The sequence below is a fragment of the Bradyrhizobium sp. USDA 4502 genome (assembly GCF_054063355.1).
The window spans coordinates 2,787,834-2,802,868 of record NZ_JBSSGF010000001.1; the positions used below are offsets into that span (position 1 = coordinate 2,787,834).

The 15,035-nt window shown below is 63.3% G+C and carries 19 protein-coding genes and 2 tRNA genes; 12 read left to right on the top strand and 9 right to left on the bottom strand.

Annotated elements, in window-relative coordinates:
• Positions 1–15 precede the first annotated feature (15 nt).
• Together ACVW1B_RS12640 and ACVW1B_RS12645 are read right to left on the bottom strand one after the other, a co-directional pair.
• The gene (locus ACVW1B_RS12640) at positions 16–1,833 is read right to left on the bottom strand and encodes an acyltransferase family protein (RefSeq protein ID WP_456821634.1); all 1,818 of its coding nucleotides are present in this window, start codon (positions 1,831–1,833) and stop codon (positions 16–18) included.
• Between the two features lie 121 nt (positions 1,834–1,954).
• Entirely contained in the window at positions 1,955–2,992 is a 1,038-nt protein-coding gene (locus ACVW1B_RS12645; RefSeq protein WP_028342108.1) for a PrsW family glutamic-type intramembrane protease, read from the bottom strand.
• A 345-nt stretch (positions 2,993–3,337) separates the two neighbouring features.
• On the opposite strand from ACVW1B_RS12645, the gene ACVW1B_RS12650 reads away from it, so the two are divergent.
• A complete protein-coding gene (locus ACVW1B_RS12650; RefSeq protein ID WP_092083434.1) occupies positions 3,338–4,243 on the top strand; it encodes a sulfite exporter TauE/SafE family protein in 906 nt (301 codons plus the stop codon).
• Between the two features lie 7 nt (positions 4,244–4,250).
• Here the strand turns inward: ACVW1B_RS12650 and ACVW1B_RS12655 are convergent, their stop codons facing one another.
• Entirely contained in the window at positions 4,251–5,483 is a 1,233-nt protein-coding gene (locus tag ACVW1B_RS12655; RefSeq protein ID WP_253608727.1) for a Zn-dependent hydrolase, read from the bottom strand.
• Between the two features lie 166 nt (positions 5,484–5,649).
• On the opposite strand from ACVW1B_RS12655, the gene ACVW1B_RS12660 reads away from it, so the two are divergent.
• The 5 genes from ACVW1B_RS12660 (at position 5,650) to ACVW1B_RS12680 (ending at position 7,262) form a co-directional block, all read left to right on the top strand.
• The gene (locus tag ACVW1B_RS12660) at positions 5,650–5,994 is read left to right on the top strand and encodes a hypothetical protein (protein WP_253608726.1); all 345 of its coding nucleotides are present in this window, start codon (positions 5,650–5,652) and stop codon (positions 5,992–5,994) included.
• Between the two features lie 84 nt (positions 5,995–6,078).
• Entirely contained in the window at positions 6,079–6,228 is a 150-nt protein-coding gene (locus tag ACVW1B_RS12665; protein ID WP_016844593.1) for a hypothetical protein, read from the top strand.
• A 154-nt stretch (positions 6,229–6,382) separates the two neighbouring features.
• Positions 6,383–6,457, top strand: a tRNA-Glu gene (locus ACVW1B_RS12670).
• 168 nt (positions 6,458–6,625) lie between these two features.
• Entirely contained in the window at positions 6,626–6,883 is a 258-nt protein-coding gene (locus tag ACVW1B_RS12675; RefSeq protein WP_092083431.1) for a PilZ domain-containing protein, read from the top strand.
• A 130-nt stretch (positions 6,884–7,013) separates the two neighbouring features.
• On the top strand, positions 7,014–7,262 hold the full coding sequence (locus ACVW1B_RS12680; RefSeq protein WP_092083430.1) for a hypothetical protein: 249 nt from the start codon (positions 7,014–7,016) through the stop codon (positions 7,260–7,262).
• Positions 7,263–7,280: 18 nt separating this feature from the next.
• Here the strand turns inward: ACVW1B_RS12680 and ACVW1B_RS12685 are convergent, their stop codons facing one another.
• The 5 genes from ACVW1B_RS12685 to ACVW1B_RS12705 form a co-directional block, all read right to left on the bottom strand.
• Positions 7,281–7,922: a glutathione S-transferase family protein gene (locus ACVW1B_RS12685; protein ID WP_253610018.1), complete on the bottom strand. Its 642-nt coding sequence runs from the start codon at positions 7,920–7,922 to the stop codon at positions 7,281–7,283.
• Between the two features lie 347 nt (positions 7,923–8,269).
• Positions 8,270–8,722: a VOC family protein gene (locus ACVW1B_RS12690; protein WP_016844600.1), complete on the bottom strand. Its 453-nt coding sequence runs from the start codon at positions 8,720–8,722 to the stop codon at positions 8,270–8,272.
• An 833-nt stretch (positions 8,723–9,555) separates the two neighbouring features.
• Complete coding sequence (locus tag ACVW1B_RS12695; protein ID WP_253608725.1) at positions 9,556–9,762, bottom strand: hypothetical protein; 207 nt, start codon at positions 9,760–9,762, stop codon at positions 9,556–9,558.
• Between the two features lie 214 nt (positions 9,763–9,976).
• The gene (locus tag ACVW1B_RS12700; RefSeq protein ID WP_456780611.1) at positions 9,977–10,201 is read right to left on the bottom strand and encodes a hypothetical protein; all 225 of its coding nucleotides are present in this window, start codon (positions 10,199–10,201) and stop codon (positions 9,977–9,979) included.
• A 68-nt stretch (positions 10,202–10,269) separates the two neighbouring features.
• Positions 10,270–10,443, bottom strand: a complete 174-nt coding sequence (locus tag ACVW1B_RS12705; protein ID WP_456821635.1) for a hypothetical protein — start codon at positions 10,441–10,443, stop codon at positions 10,270–10,272.
• Between the two features lie 75 nt (positions 10,444–10,518).
• Between ACVW1B_RS12705 and ACVW1B_RS12710 the strand changes: the two genes are divergently transcribed.
• The gene (locus tag ACVW1B_RS12710; protein WP_253608724.1) at positions 10,519–10,962 is read left to right on the top strand and encodes a GrlR family regulatory protein; all 444 of its coding nucleotides are present in this window, start codon (positions 10,519–10,521) and stop codon (positions 10,960–10,962) included.
• A 254-nt stretch (positions 10,963–11,216) separates the two neighbouring features.
• Complete coding sequence (locus ACVW1B_RS12715) at positions 11,217–11,402, top strand: hypothetical protein (protein WP_057018561.1); 186 nt, start codon at positions 11,217–11,219, stop codon at positions 11,400–11,402.
• A 434-nt stretch (positions 11,403–11,836) separates the two neighbouring features.
• On the opposite strand, the gene ACVW1B_RS12720 is transcribed toward ACVW1B_RS12715, so the two are convergent.
• On the bottom strand, positions 11,837–11,998 hold the full coding sequence (locus ACVW1B_RS12720) for a hypothetical protein (RefSeq protein WP_229189477.1): 162 nt from the start codon (positions 11,996–11,998) through the stop codon (positions 11,837–11,839).
• Between the two features lie 252 nt (positions 11,999–12,250).
• On the opposite strand from ACVW1B_RS12720, the gene ACVW1B_RS12725 reads away from it, so the two are divergent.
• The 4 genes from ACVW1B_RS12725 to ACVW1B_RS12740 all read left to right on the top strand — a co-directional run bounded on the left by ACVW1B_RS12725 (position 12,251) and on the right by ACVW1B_RS12740 (position 14,683).
• Entirely contained in the window at positions 12,251–13,012 is a 762-nt protein-coding gene (locus ACVW1B_RS12725) for an SIR2 family NAD-dependent protein deacylase (RefSeq protein ID WP_456792184.1), read from the top strand.
• 209 nt (positions 13,013–13,221) lie between these two features.
• Positions 13,222–13,884, top strand: coding sequence for a cold-shock protein (locus ACVW1B_RS12730; RefSeq protein ID WP_057018559.1), 663 nt, complete (start codon positions 13,222–13,224; stop codon positions 13,882–13,884).
• A gap of 122 nt (positions 13,885–14,006) precedes the next feature.
• Positions 14,007–14,486 carry a DUF192 domain-containing protein gene (locus ACVW1B_RS12735; protein ID WP_057018558.1) on the top strand — a complete coding sequence of 160 codons (480 nt, stop codon included), beginning with the start codon at positions 14,007–14,009 and terminating at the stop codon, positions 14,484–14,486.
• A 120-nt stretch (positions 14,487–14,606) separates the two neighbouring features.
• Positions 14,607–14,683 (top strand) — tRNA-Pro (locus ACVW1B_RS12740).
• The last annotated feature ends 352 nt before the right edge of the window (positions 14,684–15,035 follow it).

Genomic DNA, 15,035 nt, shown 5'->3' on the forward strand with positions numbered 1-15,035 from the left:
GCAATAGCTGTGCGCTCATCTTTCTGCATGGCGGTTTTCGACAGCCAGAATCCTTGGCACAAGCCTGGCCGCCAGATATCGCGAGGCGCGTGGCGACAGATGCAGGAAGTCGGCCGATACCAGGTCGTTTGCGCTGGTCCCGACCCTCGTCAGACATCCGTCCGCGTTGCAGAGCTCGTCATAGGGCGACAGATATTCGATCCCGAGATCGGCGGCGATCTGCCCAATCCTGTCGTCAGTCTGCTTGGTCGATCGCACATCGTGGCTGCGTTCCGGGATCAATGTATGATGGCGCAGGAAATATTGCACCGTCAGATGGGGCACAGTGTCGGTCCAGACCGGGACAGGGCCGACCAGGATGACACGGGCGGCGCCGGCCTGTCTGAGGGCGACAATCGTCGGGCGGAGATCGTCGGCGGTGGGTTCTTTGCTCCACGCCAGGTGCAGAAGCACGACATCGGGGTGCGAGCGGGCAACCGCAGCAACGATGTGGCGATTGGTTTGAACACAAAACGGAATGGTCTCGGCCTGCGCGGTGAAGAGTGGCGGGCAGGAATTGACGGTGAACTGGGCTAACCCGAATTGATCGCCCTGGACTTGCCGCAGCCCGGCGGCAAGCATGCCGGCGGTCGAATCGCCCCATACGAAAACAAGCGGGCGCTTGCTGGCGTCAACGCAGCTCGGATCAAATGCGGGATCGGCGGAAGCCGAGATATGACATTCGCCGTATCTCAGGAAGTCCCTGGATACGGTCATGGCGCCGGCTTCGCGAACGATCGCCGGAAGCCGAAAGGCAAAGCCGTCGACGATCGCCAATGCTCCCACCGATGCAACGGCCACCATCGATGCCGCAAGGACCGGCGCCACCCGCCACTGCCCGAACCTGATTGGGCGCTCGACGTAGCGATAGGTTGCCCAGGCCAGAATGAAGCTGGCCCCAACGGCCAGCCCGTTCTCGGCCAAAGTCAGGGGACGACCTTTGAAGCTCGCCGCAAAAACCAGGATCGGCCAATGCCAGAGGTAGAGCGGATAGCTGATCAGCCCGATCGCGACCGCGGTACGCGTCGAGAGAAATCGATTGCGACCTGACATGATGAGGGCGGCGGCAGCGGCGACCGGCGCCACCGCTGCGATCCCGGGGTAGGTCATGGAGGGCGAATAGAACGCGGTTACCGCCGCGATCACCGCGAGCGCGGACCATCCGAGAAGGTCGCGCGCCGCGGAGAATCCGCTGGGCAGGCAGACGGCCACCAATGCTCCGGCCGCGAGCTCCCACGCCCGCGTGAACGGCTGGTAGAATGCGGCTTCAGGGTTGGTTCGAACGACCAGGATATTTGCGACAAGCGATGCGATGAAGATCAGGGCAAGGGGAGCGGCGGCGGCGATCCGCCATCGCACCAGCGCCCACAGCAGCAAGGGCCAGACAAGGTAGAACTGTTCCTCGATGCCGAGCGACCAGAGATGGAGCAGCGGCTTCGTTTGCGCGGCCGCATCGAAATAGCCACCCTCCGAATAGAACAGCAGGTTTGCCGAGAAACCCGCGCCTGCCGCAATCTCCTTTCCAAGGGCCACCAACTCGCTCGGCATCAGAAGTTGCCATCCGGCAACGAAGGCGGCGATCAAGACGACGATCAGGGCAGGAAAAATCCTGCGAATGCGACGCGCATAGAACGTCGCAAGGCTGAAGCTCCCGTTCTGAATGTCGCCATAGATGATCCCGGTGATCAGGTAGCCGGAAATGACGAAGAAGATGTCGACCCCGACGAAACCCCCGGGAACATATTGCGGGAACGCGTGGCCGAGCACGACCAACGAGACGGCAACGGCCCGCAAGCCGTCGATATCCGGCCGATAATTCTTGTAGTTGTGCCCCATCGTCCTCTCGCGCCTGGTCTGTGTCTCTCCCTGAACCCGCCGAGGTTGTTTTGCAAGGGGAGCGGTGCCGGCCGGGGCGCTAGCTTTGACCGGGAGCGGACGGAAAGCCCTCCGAGGCGGTCCGCATCCGGTTGCGGCCGAGGAAGTAGACGGCGGTGGTCGCGATGAGCAGCGCCAGTCCGATCAGGATCGAGGTGAAGCCGATCGGGACCAGGATGAACGACGCATTGCGCTCGGGATTGACGTACCAATGATGCAGCGAGGTGAGCAGGAAGGAGACGCCGGCAAAGCCGGCGCCGCCGCCGATCAGCAGCAGCGCCCACATCCGCCGCAGCTGGCTGAGCCGCTCGCGCGCAACGTCGGTGCGCGGCGCATGATGCTTGCCGAGGCGTCGCACGAGGCGGATTGCAAAGCCGATCGAGGAGAAGCCGATCAGCACGCTGGCCGAGCCGAGCAGCAGCCGCGTGGTCGAGCCGAGATCGGGGATGCGCTGGAGCGCGAGCAGCGGAAAATCGAACGCCGCGTGCAGCGCGACCGGCGCGACCAGCACCAGCGCCCAATTCGTCATGCGCGCCCAGTCGCGGTGACCCCGGTAGGCGCCGAGCGCGCCGCCGGAGCGCGCGATCGCAAGATAGGCGCCGGCGATGATGCCGAGCGCGCCGTGGAACGGCACCGTGAGCACGCTGCGCAATGCCGCGAGCGCGCGCCACATGTCCTTGTGCTGGACCAGATAGGCGAGGTTCTCATAGGCGGCAAACCCAAGTCCGGCGGCCGCGCCATAGACCACCGTATCCATCGGATCGGCGAAGGCGCGGCGCCGCGTCGAGATGACGACGATGACGAGCACCTTGACGATCTCCTCCGGTGCCGCGACTCCGAAAGCTGCACGCACCGCCTGCGTCGCCCAGGGATTGTCGGGAATCGCAAGCAGCGCATTGAACGGAATTCGCGCCAGGCCGAGCAGGGAGATGCTGGCCGCGCCGAGCACGAAGGCGAGCCACACCTGAACCGGCGGTCCGGGCCGCTCGTCGGCGGCGATGACCAGCCACAACACCAGCAATGCGGGGGCAATGGCGGCGGCGCCGATGACGGTTGGAAGCGACTCAAGCAACAACATGAGCCGGACGGGCCCCTTTGATGGCACCAAAGCGATGCGTGCCGAAGAAATGGCAGCAAGTTCAGCGGATTGCAAATCGGTCTGATGCCGTTCTCGTGACCAATATGCCACGGTGCCTTACGAAAGCAGGCTGGAAAGGTGCCGTTGCGGGCCTTGATCAGCTAAGGGCCGAGCGCGGCTCCCGGACAGGTTCCTGACGGCGGCAGGTCCATGGCGTTCCAGGCGCTTTGGTAGCCCGACGATTCCGGGATCGCGACCTGTGGGTCCGATCAGCTTTCGGCACCGCGTCCCCGTCGTTGGGCTATAATGCCGTGGGCAAGGCGACTGATCCGGTAAAAGCCAGAGATGCTTTCGATTGATTCTGCTGTGATCGTTCTTGCCGTGATCGCGCTGTTTGCGGCGTTTGTAAATGGCGCGCTTGGTTACGGGTTTTCCTCGCTCACGGTGCCGGTCGCACTCGTCTTCTACACCAACCGCGTCCTCAATCCCGCGGTGGTCATCGTCGAAGTCTTCGTCAATCTGTATGTCCTGTGCATCAACCTGAGCGGCGTTCCGGCCGTGTGGCGGCGCGTGCTGCCTATTCTCATCGGCATGCTGCCCGGTATCGCGGTCGGAGCCTTTGCGCTGACGTCGCTTCAGCCCGGCTGGACCAAGTTCGCCACCTACTCGATTATTCTGCCGCTCATTCTGTTGCAGGCGGCCGGTTGGCGGAGGCCGATCCAGTCGAAATGGCTGGTCGGTTTGCCCTTCGGAACGATGCTCGGGATCTTGTACTCGGTCACGACCATTTCGGGCCCGCCGCTGGCGATCCTCTTCAACAATCAGGGCCTCGTCAAAGATGAGTTTAGGGCCGGTCTCGCGCTGGTTCGGGTGACGGAGTCCAGCCTGACTGCAATCGCATATTACAAGCTCGGTCTGTTCATCGACGAGAGCCGGAGCATCCTGCTCGTGCTGGTTCCCTGCGTTGTCGTCGGCATACCGCTCGGTGCCTGGCTGATCCGGCGGTTGGACGCCGAGACGTTTCGCCGGATCTGCATGAGCTTTGATGCGTGGGTCGTGGGATTCGGCCTGTCGCGCGTATTGATCGAAGTGAAGCTGATGGAAAGCCCGTGGGCCTACAGCGTCATGGCCGGCACGATCCTGATCGACATCTGCTTGCTGTACGTTTTCTTCACCGCGAGGAGAAGCACCGTGCAGAACTCGCACGCGTTGGCTTCGCTGAAGTCGGGCAACCGGGGCGGTCCGACCTGAAGGTGCTCTAACCTGCGAGCAGGCGCCGGCAGGTTTCGACAAATACCTCGGCACCCGTGACGATATCGGCATCGTCGGTGTTCTCGCTCCAGTGATGGCTGATGCCGCCGATCGACGGAACGAACAGCATCGCCGCCGGCATGATGGTGGCGAGGACCTGGGCGTCATGGCCGGCGCCGCTCGGCATGCGGATCGATCTGCCGCCGGCGCAGGCTGCGCTCGCGGCTTCGATCGCATCCTGGAATGCGCGCGTCATCATCGCGGGCACTCCGGTGCGGATGCGCTCAACCTTCACGCCGCAACGGCCCTGAGCGGTGGCCTCGGCCGCCAGGCGATGCAGCTGCTCCTCGAGACGTGCGATCACCTCGGGATTGTCGTCGCGAATCTGGAATAGCATCTCGGCGCCGCCTGCAATGATGCTCGGTGCGCCTGGGTCCAGCGTGATGCGGCCGGTGGTCCACACCGTGCGCGGTCCCGACAGGGCAGGGAAGCTGTCGTCGATCGCGACGCAGAACCGCGCCAGCGCGAGGCCGGCGTCCTTGCGCACCGCCATCCGCGTGGTGCCGGCGTGGTTCTGCTCGCCGGTGAACGTGATGCGATACTGCCAGATGCCGACGATCGAGGTGACGACGCCGATCCTGAGCCCGCTGCTTTCCAGCGTGTCGCCTTGCTCGATATGCGCTTCGAGATAGCCGATATGACGGCCGGCCTCGGCATTGAGGCGCGGGCGGCCGGCGAAGCCTGCGTCGCGCAATGCATCGCGCATGGTGCGATCGCTGGAGCGGTCGCGGGCTGCATCGATGTCGGCTTCGGTCACCGCACCGACAAACGACCGGCTGCCGAGGAAACTGCCGAAATGTCCTTCCTCGTCGCACCACGCGGCGACCTCGACCGCGCCGTTCGCGTCCGGGTCGGTGTTGATGACGCGCGCCGCCTCGAGCGCGTAGATCACGCCGAGCGGCCCATCGAGCCAGCCCGCGTGGTTCTGGCTCTCCAGATGCGAGCCGGCGAGCAGCTTTGGTCCCGCCTTCGCGCTGGAGCCGAGCACATTGCCGATGCCGTCGATTGTTGCGGTGAGATTGGCGTCGGGCAAACGCGTCGCGAGCCAGTCGAGCGAGCGCAGATGCGGTTCCGAGAATGTCGGCTTGTGCACGCCGGTCTTGTAGGCGCCGATCGCGCGCAGCGCGTTGAGATCGGCGAGCACGCGCTTGCCGTCGAAGCGACCGTTGATGCCTGGCATGATTGGACTCCGGATTGCCGTCTTGATTTTACGTCTTGATGTGCGCCTTGGCGCCTCAATCCCGTCTTGATGCCGACGCGGTTGGATGCGACGGAACAATCAGGGCAAACGATTTCTTAGCGGTTCTGCTCTTAGGTCGCAGTACGAATAGCGTGAGAGTGTGATCATGTCTGCATTCCGGAACTGGGCTCGCAAGGCCGCTGTGCTGTTTCTTCCGATCGCTGTCGGCGCCTGCGCGCAGGTCTCGCAGCAATACAGCATGACCACGCCGCCGCCGGGGACAGGTCCGCTGGCCTGGGACGGTGCCGGACAGGACCCCAATCTCCCGCAGCCGCGGCGCCATGCGCGGAATGCGTCGCCCGCGGTGGCGGAGGCGTCGCCTGAGCAACTGTCGGAAGCGGATGCCGACGACCGGCTGGCGCGCAAGCTCGTGATCTGCAGCACCTGCATCAAGCGGACGCCCGTGGCGGCGCAGCCGAATAATCGTCAGAACGTCGCCAGCAATCACTAGCGGCTGGCGCTGAGCGCTGTTGCCGGACATCGAGCCGGCCCGCAGGCCTTAGTTAGGCCACGATGTCGGTCGATGCGCAGGCCCATGTCGATCCGAAGATTCATTGTTCCCGTCGTCGTCGTCGCCCTTGCCGCCGCAATCCTGATTCACGTCGGCGGTTCGCGGGCGCATGCGCATGTGCCGACGCATTGCGGCTTCTGGACCTCGATCGAGGCCGGATTGTCCTGCAGGTGATGTCCTTCCGGTGATCCCAGCGGCAACCCGGGAAAAGCGTTCTGAACGCTTGCCCGCCCGGCCAATCGCCACTATACGTTCGCCGGTCGCGGCTTGAGGGCTGTGGCCGGTCCGGCGCATCTCACGTCTAACGTATTGATTTGCCGGGAGTTTTGCTCCCTTCGTCTATCGGTTAGGACGCCACCCTTTCACGGTGGAGAGAGCGGTTCGATTCCGCTAGGGAGCGCCATCACGGCCAGACTGGAAATCCAGCCAACTCAACGCATTGTGCTCGGACGGACGCTCTCGCCGCGCCGTCTCGGCCGTTGTGCACGGGTCGGCGGATCGCTGCAATCCGCAGCTGTTTCGCAACCCTTTGGTAAGTTAGCGGCGATACGGCTGGGCTCGGGATGATGTGATGGCTCCAGGGACCAAGAAGCGCGAAACGCGCAAATCGCTGCGGCAATCCGGCTGGATCACGCTCGACGGCGGATTCGCCGCGCGGCCCTGCGTGGTCGAGGACATGTCCTCGTCGGGCGCCAAGATCACGGTCCAGGACAACAACACACTGCCGGCCAAGCTGCGGCTGGCGTTCTCGCGCGACGCCCGCACCGGGCGCGCCTGCGAAGTGGTGTGGCGCGAGGGCAGGACGTTCGGCGTCAAGTTCGTGCGATAGAGCATGATCCGGAAAAGTGGATCCGGTTTTCCGAACAGATCATGCTCAAGAAAAGAGCTAGCTCATGCTGCGACCCTTCCCGATCGCATCATGAGCTAGCCTCATCCGGTGGCGTGGGATAAAAGGCCGGATGCGCAAGACCTGCATTGCCATCATCGCCGTCCTGCTTCCAGCCGCCGCGTTCGCCCAGCAGGGCGACCGCCGCAATTTCCAGACGCCCACTGATGCCGGCAAAACCTTGCCGTCGAAATCCGCGACGCGGAGCAATCCATGCGCGTCGTACGGACCCGGCTTCGTCAAGGTGGAGGGCTCCGACACCTGCGTGAAACTCGGTGGCGCCGTCAGCGTCGGTGGCGGGATGTCCAGCGGCGGGCGTTGAGCGGCTTGCCGCCCGCGCTCACGACATCGGCGGCGCGATGAACCGCACGAAGGCCGGCCGCCCCGCGATCTCACCGAACCAGCGTTCGAGATGGGGCAGCTTCGGCTTGGTGACGCCCTGGACGCCGAGCCAGCGCCGCGCAAAGGCGCCGAGCGCGATGTCGGCGATCGTGAACTGATCGCCCTCGATGAAGCGGCGCCTTGCAAGCTGCGCCTCGACGACGCGCCACACCACGCCCTCGGCATCGGCGTCCTTCTGGATCTGGACCATATCGCGCTTCTCCGGCGGCGTGCGCACCAGCCCCCAGAACACCGGCCGGTCGACCGGCTGCAGCGTCGACAGCGTCCAGTCGAGCCAGCGGTCGACGGCGGAGCGCGCCTTGGGCGCTTGCGGATAGAGCGGCGCGCCATGACCATAGGCCATGCAGAGATAGCGCATCACCGAATTGGATTCCCACAGCACATAGTCGCCGTCGACCAGCGTCGGGACACGGCCATTCGGATTCATCGCGAGATAGTCGGGCTGATCGTTCTTGCCGAACTGCATGCCGGCATCGATGCGCTGATAGGGGAGGTCGAGCTCGGCGAGACACCAGAGCACCTTCTGCACGTTGACCGAGTTCGCCCGACCCCAGATCGTCACTTGCGGCTTACTGTCCATCACGCGTTTCTTCCCGCTGTTGTGCTTTGCGCGCGTTCATAGCTGAAGCGTCGGGGAAAAGCGCGGGGGTGAATTGTACCGAGAGCAAAAAAAGGCTCCGCCGCATAGCGGCAGAGCCTCGCTGATCGCTATGCATCAAGACGCCGTCAGTGACCGAACAACAACCACAACACGATGATCACCGGGATCGGCACACCCAACAGCCAAAGCAAAATTCCTCTTCCCATCGTTGCCTCCTCGCATGCTTGTGAGGGAGCAACGTCAACGATCGTGTCGCGTTCCTCGCGATCGCTCGGCGCTTCAGCAAGGGCGAAACGCCGACAGGAACGTAGGAGCGGGCGCGGTGTTTACCAATGGCCGGTGTTCGGCATCGATGCCCACGGCTCGGCCGGGGCTTTCGGCTCGCCCTTTTGCAGGATCTCGATCGAGTGCAGGTCGGGCGAACGCACGAACGCCATGTTGCCGTCGCGCGGCGGACGATTGATGGTGACGCCCATCTTCATCAGCTTCTCGCAGGTCGCGTAGATGTCGTCGACCTCGTAGGCGAGATGGCCGAAATGGCGGTCCTCGCCGTATTTCTCCTCATCCCAATTGTAGGTCAGCTCGACCAGCGGCGCGCCGCGGGTCTGCGGCAGGGACTTGAGCAGATGGAGGTCTTCCTCCGCGCAGAGAAACACCAGCGTGAAGCGGCCCTTCTCATTGTCGATGCGGCGCACTTCCTTCAGCCCCAGCGCGTCCTGATAGAATTTCATCGCGACATCAAGATTGCGGACGCGCAGCATGGTGTGCAGATAGCGCATTTTTTTATCCTCCTGCAGATTCAGAGATTTTGTTTGGGCTCGGGCGAGACGGGGCAAGGAATAGCAGCAAAACGCGACGCGGGGCAGGGGTTAGCGCGAGTTTTGCCGATCGCATTTCGCCTTCGCATGCTCACGCCTTCGCGAGCGTTGGCTCCGGTTGCGCCGCGCGATCACGCGGCCGGATATGGACGGGACGTGCCGCGACACGCTTGCGCAGCAGCGGATGCAAGAAAGCCCCGCCCAGCGAAATTTCTGGGACGGGGCTTGTGGTCGAGCCTTGGAGGCGCGGCCTCTATCGCACCGATTGCCGATCACGGCCAATCAAGGACGCGCGAGGTTGGACGGCCTCTAAAGCGCAAAACCCCGCGAGTGGGCTCGCGAGGTCTATGCCGACCGGCCTTGGGGAGATCGTGCCGGCAACCGGGCAGACAATGTCGCTGCGCGCGGAAGGTTCCTGGGTCCGGAAAATAGAAAGCCCCGCAGGCTGGATGCGGGGCTTTCCCAGCTGACGGACTGGGGATCTCTCAGGGCGTGAGCCGTCAACTGTTGGAGACCAAACTTAAGGTTGAATTTGTAAAATGCAACAGCGCCGCGTAGACGGAGTATGTTCGTCCCACAGCGCTGCGCCGGATGCTGGGCCCTGAAATCCCCCAGCGCCCTTTATGTCTTCGCGCCGCGCGAAAGGTTCAAAAGAAAGACCCCGCGAGGGGGGGGGGGGCGCGGGGTCTTCCAAAGCCGACAGGGCGGTGAGCTGTCGGCACCACGCGTGATGTGCCGTTGCGCTGTTCAACGCGGTTCCGGCCGGCTGGGGTCCGCCGGCTGGCCGATCGGCGTCAGGAACGTCCGGCTTTCCAATCGGGCTGCGCCTCGTATTCATCGACCCGCTCGACGCGATAGCCGGCGGGCAGGATCTGGCCACCGAGTTCGTCTGCGACCGGAACATCCTCGACAAGACCGTCGATCAGCGCCGTCTCCCAAACTTCCTTCTCCGTCGCGAACGATCTTCCGAGCTGAGTCTTGCCGCGGAACAGGGCGTACATGGGCGCCTCCACAAAACAAAAACCCCGCCAGTTACCGAAGTAAGCTGACGGGGCTTGTTGAGCTGATATTTCCGGTGGATTTCTCCCTCGTTGTACCGCTCGCCAAACTAACGGCGGAACGAGAGACTCGTTCCTTCCTTTTTTTGATGGTCGCGTCTTTTTTTTAAGGTCGTTTTTTAAGGTCGCAGCTTCCCGGACGTTCCGTCGTGGGAACCTACTTTTTTGCGTCGTCCCTTTTTGCCGCGCCCTTTGCCGTGTTCATCTCGGATTTGTTGGCCCGCTTCACATCCATCCCCGTGGTGTCCATCGCGCCGCTCTGAGTGGCTCCGTTGGTGTTTTCAGGCCGTTCCATGCCGCTCTGCGGCGCTGGACCAATATCCTGGGCAAAGGCCGCGCCGCATATCAGGGTGAAGACGGTGACCGCGATCAGCTTGCACATGGGTGCCTCCTGGCGTCACCAGGATGACCCGTGCGCAGTCGAGAGGTTCCTGTCGGCTACTGCTGCTCTCACACCTTGATGTCGAGGATGGTCTCGACCGCTTCACGGTCGGCCTGGTTCTTCGCGGCGAAGACATCCAGCACATCCTTATTGATGATGCGCGGCTGCTCCTTCGCCGTCTGGTCGACGACGAGCTGCACTCTGGCTTGCGTCACTTCGACAGGTACGGGGTATACGAGCATGGCTCTCTCCCTCCGGAGGATCGAACCTTGTCAGTGCTTTCTTAACGATTTGTAAGCGCCCGGGGAGCTGCCTTTTTGCGCCGATTCGGAGGGCCGGGCGGTATCGGCCTGCTCGCACGCCGGCCGGATTGGAGCCATACTGCGGGCCGCCAGGACCGGGCGGCGCGATCGATGAAGAACGGGCTCTATTCGATCCACATCCACATGACCGACGGCGTGAGGGGCCGCGACAGCGGCATCCTGATCCTGCGCGACGGTCTCTTGATCGGCGGCGGGCCATATTTCTGGTCAATCGGGGCCTATACGGCCGGCGAGGGCACCTGGAAGGGACATCTCAGCACCAACCAGCATTCGCCCTTCGCGGACCCGTTCACCCGTCCGCTGTTCGCCGGACAGGAAGTGACGAGCGGGTTCTCCGGCACATTCAGCGGCGACGAGGCTGAGGTGTTCGGAACCGTGCTGGTTGGAACCCGCAGCCTGGGTTTCCGGGCCACCCTGAAATGGCTCGCCCATGCCTGAATGCGCGCACGCGGCGCGAGGCTGTGGACAAGCGCGCAGCAAGATGCGTATTTCGTTGGATAATTGGACCCGCTGGCGTTGTGGATTTGCTGCGGACAAGCAGGGGATATCGCTGTGAATCCCGCTGCGGCCGCCGATCGGGAGATCCGGACGAGGCGTTACCCGGCCACCGCTAACCCTACCTGGTTAGGTTAAGAGCAGCATCGTGTTGTCTCCACCTGCGATTGCGATTGGGATGGCTGCGGGTGACAGCCATGATGCCATCGTTCCACAGTGCTGATCGACCGACCCACCGGCGCGTGATGGTGGTGGGACTGCTGTTCTGCTCGGCTTTTGTCGTGATCAGCTTCTGGCTGCGGCCGCAGCCGGAGAGCGGCAAAGTGCTAGTGAAGTCGGACCGGCTGGTCCGGACCGCGGGAGAGGCCCGGAAGGCAAACTGAAGACGGCAAGCCGGGGGAGCGGCAAGCCGAGACGCGCCGCCGGCGCTCAGTCGGGCAGCTTCCCATTCGGATGCTTGTGATACATCGCGATGCCGATGAAGCCGGCAAAGCCCATCACGTTAAGCAGCAGTTCCATCCATGCCGGCATTGATGCCAACCTCGTTCACCGCCAAGCTAATCTCTGAGGTTGTATTTTTGTTCCAGCGCTAACCGATGGTAGCTTTGCGCTATCGCATGGCTGGCGCGTTTTCGAGCGATCCGATCGGAACGGAAAACGCTCGAGGGAACCGGAACTGCGTTTGCGGCAACCATCGCACGGCGGCACCGGCAATAGACATAAGCCCGGAGCAAACCGCCCGGGGCTTTCTCACTTGCGCCTCATGGCGCCCGGACCATGAACGCGGTCGCCTGGCAGGGCATCAAGCGGTCTTGCGTTAAGCGGTCTTGCGTTGAAATCCACTCCAGGCATTGCCGAGCGTGTTGTCGTAATATTCCTGGCGATCGCGCTCGAACTTCTGCTGCGTCGCCCTGAAGCTGGCAATGCGTGCGACGATCTCCTCGCGCTCGCGCGCGACGCGGTCTTCCTGATCGGTCATGCCCATCCTCCTGGCCGTGGTCCTGTCCCGGGCGCATTGGCGTCGGCGAATTGGGCGTCAATGCGGAGCAGCCAGTGCAGGAATGTGATGATGCTGAGGCGCTGGAAGAGCGACCAAGCGGAGGCGCCGACGCAGCTGATCGCAAGCCGATCGATCAAGACACGCCGCTCGCAGCCGATCGCTCGCGCAACGGTTGAGCTCGCAATCGGTCTGGCCGTGCTATAGTCGCTGCGGCCAACCGGATTGTTTTCAGTGATCGCAAAAGACTTGCGCAGCGGCGTCGAGCAGCTCGGCAACATGATTGCGGAGGCGTCGTCCATCGTGCCCTTCACCGGGGCGGGCATCTCCACCGAGTGCGGCATTCCCGATTTCCGCTCGCCCGGCGGGCTGTGGACCCGCAACCGACCGATTCCGTTCGACGAGTTCGTCGCCAGCCAGGACGCGCGCGACGAGTCCTGGCGGCGCCGCTTTGCGATGGAACAGACGTTTGCGGCGGCCAAACCCGGTCGCGGGCATCGCGCGCTTGCGTCGCTTTACCGGGCCGGCAAGGTTCCCGGCATCATCACGCAAAACATCGACAACCTGCATCAGGCGTCGGGCTTCAAGGCCGACGACGTGATCGAGCTGCACGGCAACACGACCTATGGCCGCTGCATCGGCTGCGGCAAGGACTACGAGCTGTCGTGGGTGAAGCAGCAGTTCGACAAGGCGGGCAGCGCGCCCGATTGCGCGGACTGCGGCGATCCGGTGAAGACCGCGACGATCTCGTTCGGGCAATCGATGCCTGAGGATGCGATGCGCCGCGCGGCGGAACTCTCCAGGCACTGCGACCTGTTTCTGGCAATCGGCTCATCGCTTGTGGTGTGGCCCGCCGCAGGCTTTCCGATGACGGCGAAGGAGAGCGGCGCGCGGCTCGTGATCATCAACAACGAGCCGACCGATCAGGACGACATCGCCGATCTGGTGATCCGCCACGACATCGGCGACACGCTTGGTCCTTTCGTAGGCAATTGATGCCTGATTGATTCGCGGCTGTGCAAGTCTGTTCATAGTTCCCGCAAGAATCGTTTTTTAGCTATGCCCCGCAAGCGGGAGTGTTATCTTTTAGTTGAGAGATTCGCGCCGCGTCCAAATCAGTCCGAGTGAGTTGGTCATGGAGAGCAGCGTGTACAGGGTGCGCCGCAACGACGGCGATCTGCATTTGATGTGTGGGGTCCGGGGTCATGGGGTCGGACGGATTTGAGTCCAAGAAGCTCGGCGGACCGCCGATGGGCGGAGTTGGGCAAAGCAGGATTGGTCAAGGCGAGTATGGAAGCGCGCCACGCGATCCGGCGATGGATGCTTTCTCAGGCCTCGGCGACGCAGCGGCCAACCTCGTCGAAGTTTCCGGCGTCATCAAATGGTTCGACGCCTCGAAGGGATACGGCTTCATCGTCCCCGACAATGGCTGGCCCGACATCCTGCTGCACGTGACCGTGCTGCGGCGCGACGGTTATCAGACCGCCTATGAAGGCGCGCGGCTGGTCGTCGAATGCGTGCAGCGCGCGAAGGGCTACCAGGCTTTCCGCATCGTCTCGATGGACGAATCGACGGCAATCCATCCGGCGCAGATGCTGCCGCCACGCACCCATGTCACGGTGACCGCGACCAGCGGGCTCGAGCGCGCGCAGGTCAAGTGGTTCAACCGGCTGCGCGGCTTCGGCTTCGTGACCTGCGGCGAGGGCACGCCCGACATCTTCGTGCATATGGAGACGCTGCGCCGCTTCGGCATGACCGAACTGCGCCCCGGCCAGTACGTGCTGGTGCGGTTCGGGCCCGGCTCCAAGGGCATGATGGCCGCCGAGATCCACCCGGAGACCGGTCCGTCGGCGCTGTCGTCGCACTGATCCAGGTCTGATCCTCCCTGACGGAAACGTGAGCCGCCGGCGAGCCGTCTCGGCTCTGGCATTTGCCGCAATCGTCGGGTTAGGGTCCGCCGGAAAATCTTCCCCGGTGTGAGTATTTGTCGATGAATTTCGTTCGCATTGTTGGACGCCATCGTTCGTGGCTGATGGCCTGCCTCGTGATCATGTTCGGTGCGCTGCTGGCTCCGGCCGCGCAGGCCGCCAGCGTCCAGCCGCTCGAGATCGTCACCAAATCGGGCGTGCACGTCTTCTCGGTCGAAATGGCAACCACAGAGCAGGAGAAGGAGACCGGCCTGATGTACCGGAAGGAGCTCGCGGACGGCAAAGGCATGCTGTTCGACTTCTCGCCGGAGCAGGAAGTGTCGATGTGGATGAAGAACACCTACATCTCGCTCGACATGATCTTCATCCGCGCCGACGGGCGCATCCTGCGGATCGCGGAAAACACCGAGCCGCTCTCGACCCGGATCATTCCGTCGCGCGGGCTCGCCAAGGGCGTGCTCGAGGTGATTGCCGGGACCGCGCAGAAATACGGCATCCAGCCCGGCGACCGGGTTGCCCATCCGCTGTTCGGCGGCCGTTAGCAGCCAGTTTCGACGCGATTTCCGGGCGGAAACCGATGCCGGATTCGCCGCACGAAGCCCCGCACCGGTGCCTTGCTGGCGCTGGCTGAAGCGTGTATCCACGGGGCTTCTCGGAAATGTCGGGGTATAGCGCAGCCTGGTAGCGCGGCAGTTTTGGGTACTGCAGGTCGTTGGTTCGAATCCAGCTGCCCCGACCATCCAAATCAAAGACTTAACAGAGACGCTCCGTCGGTAGACGCGATGTTTATGATTGGCGCATGCTCGGCATTCGCGCCTGACCTGGTCCGCAAATCGCGGTCAGTTGGCACCCTGAAATAGCAAGCGCGGGACCGAAGCCCCCCGCGCTCCACTGCTCGCAACTTCAGCCGCCCGGGCGCTGACCAGATCAACGAGCCGGCGGGTTGTAGCGATCGAGGATCACGGTTCTTGAGCCACCCTCCGGCGGTCGCGAGATGGGGTCGTCGAATTTGTGATAGCGGTCGAACTGCTGCTGCTCATCGCGCAGATGTGGCGCTTCGGCGGACGAGTAGGCTCTATTTGCACCGTTCC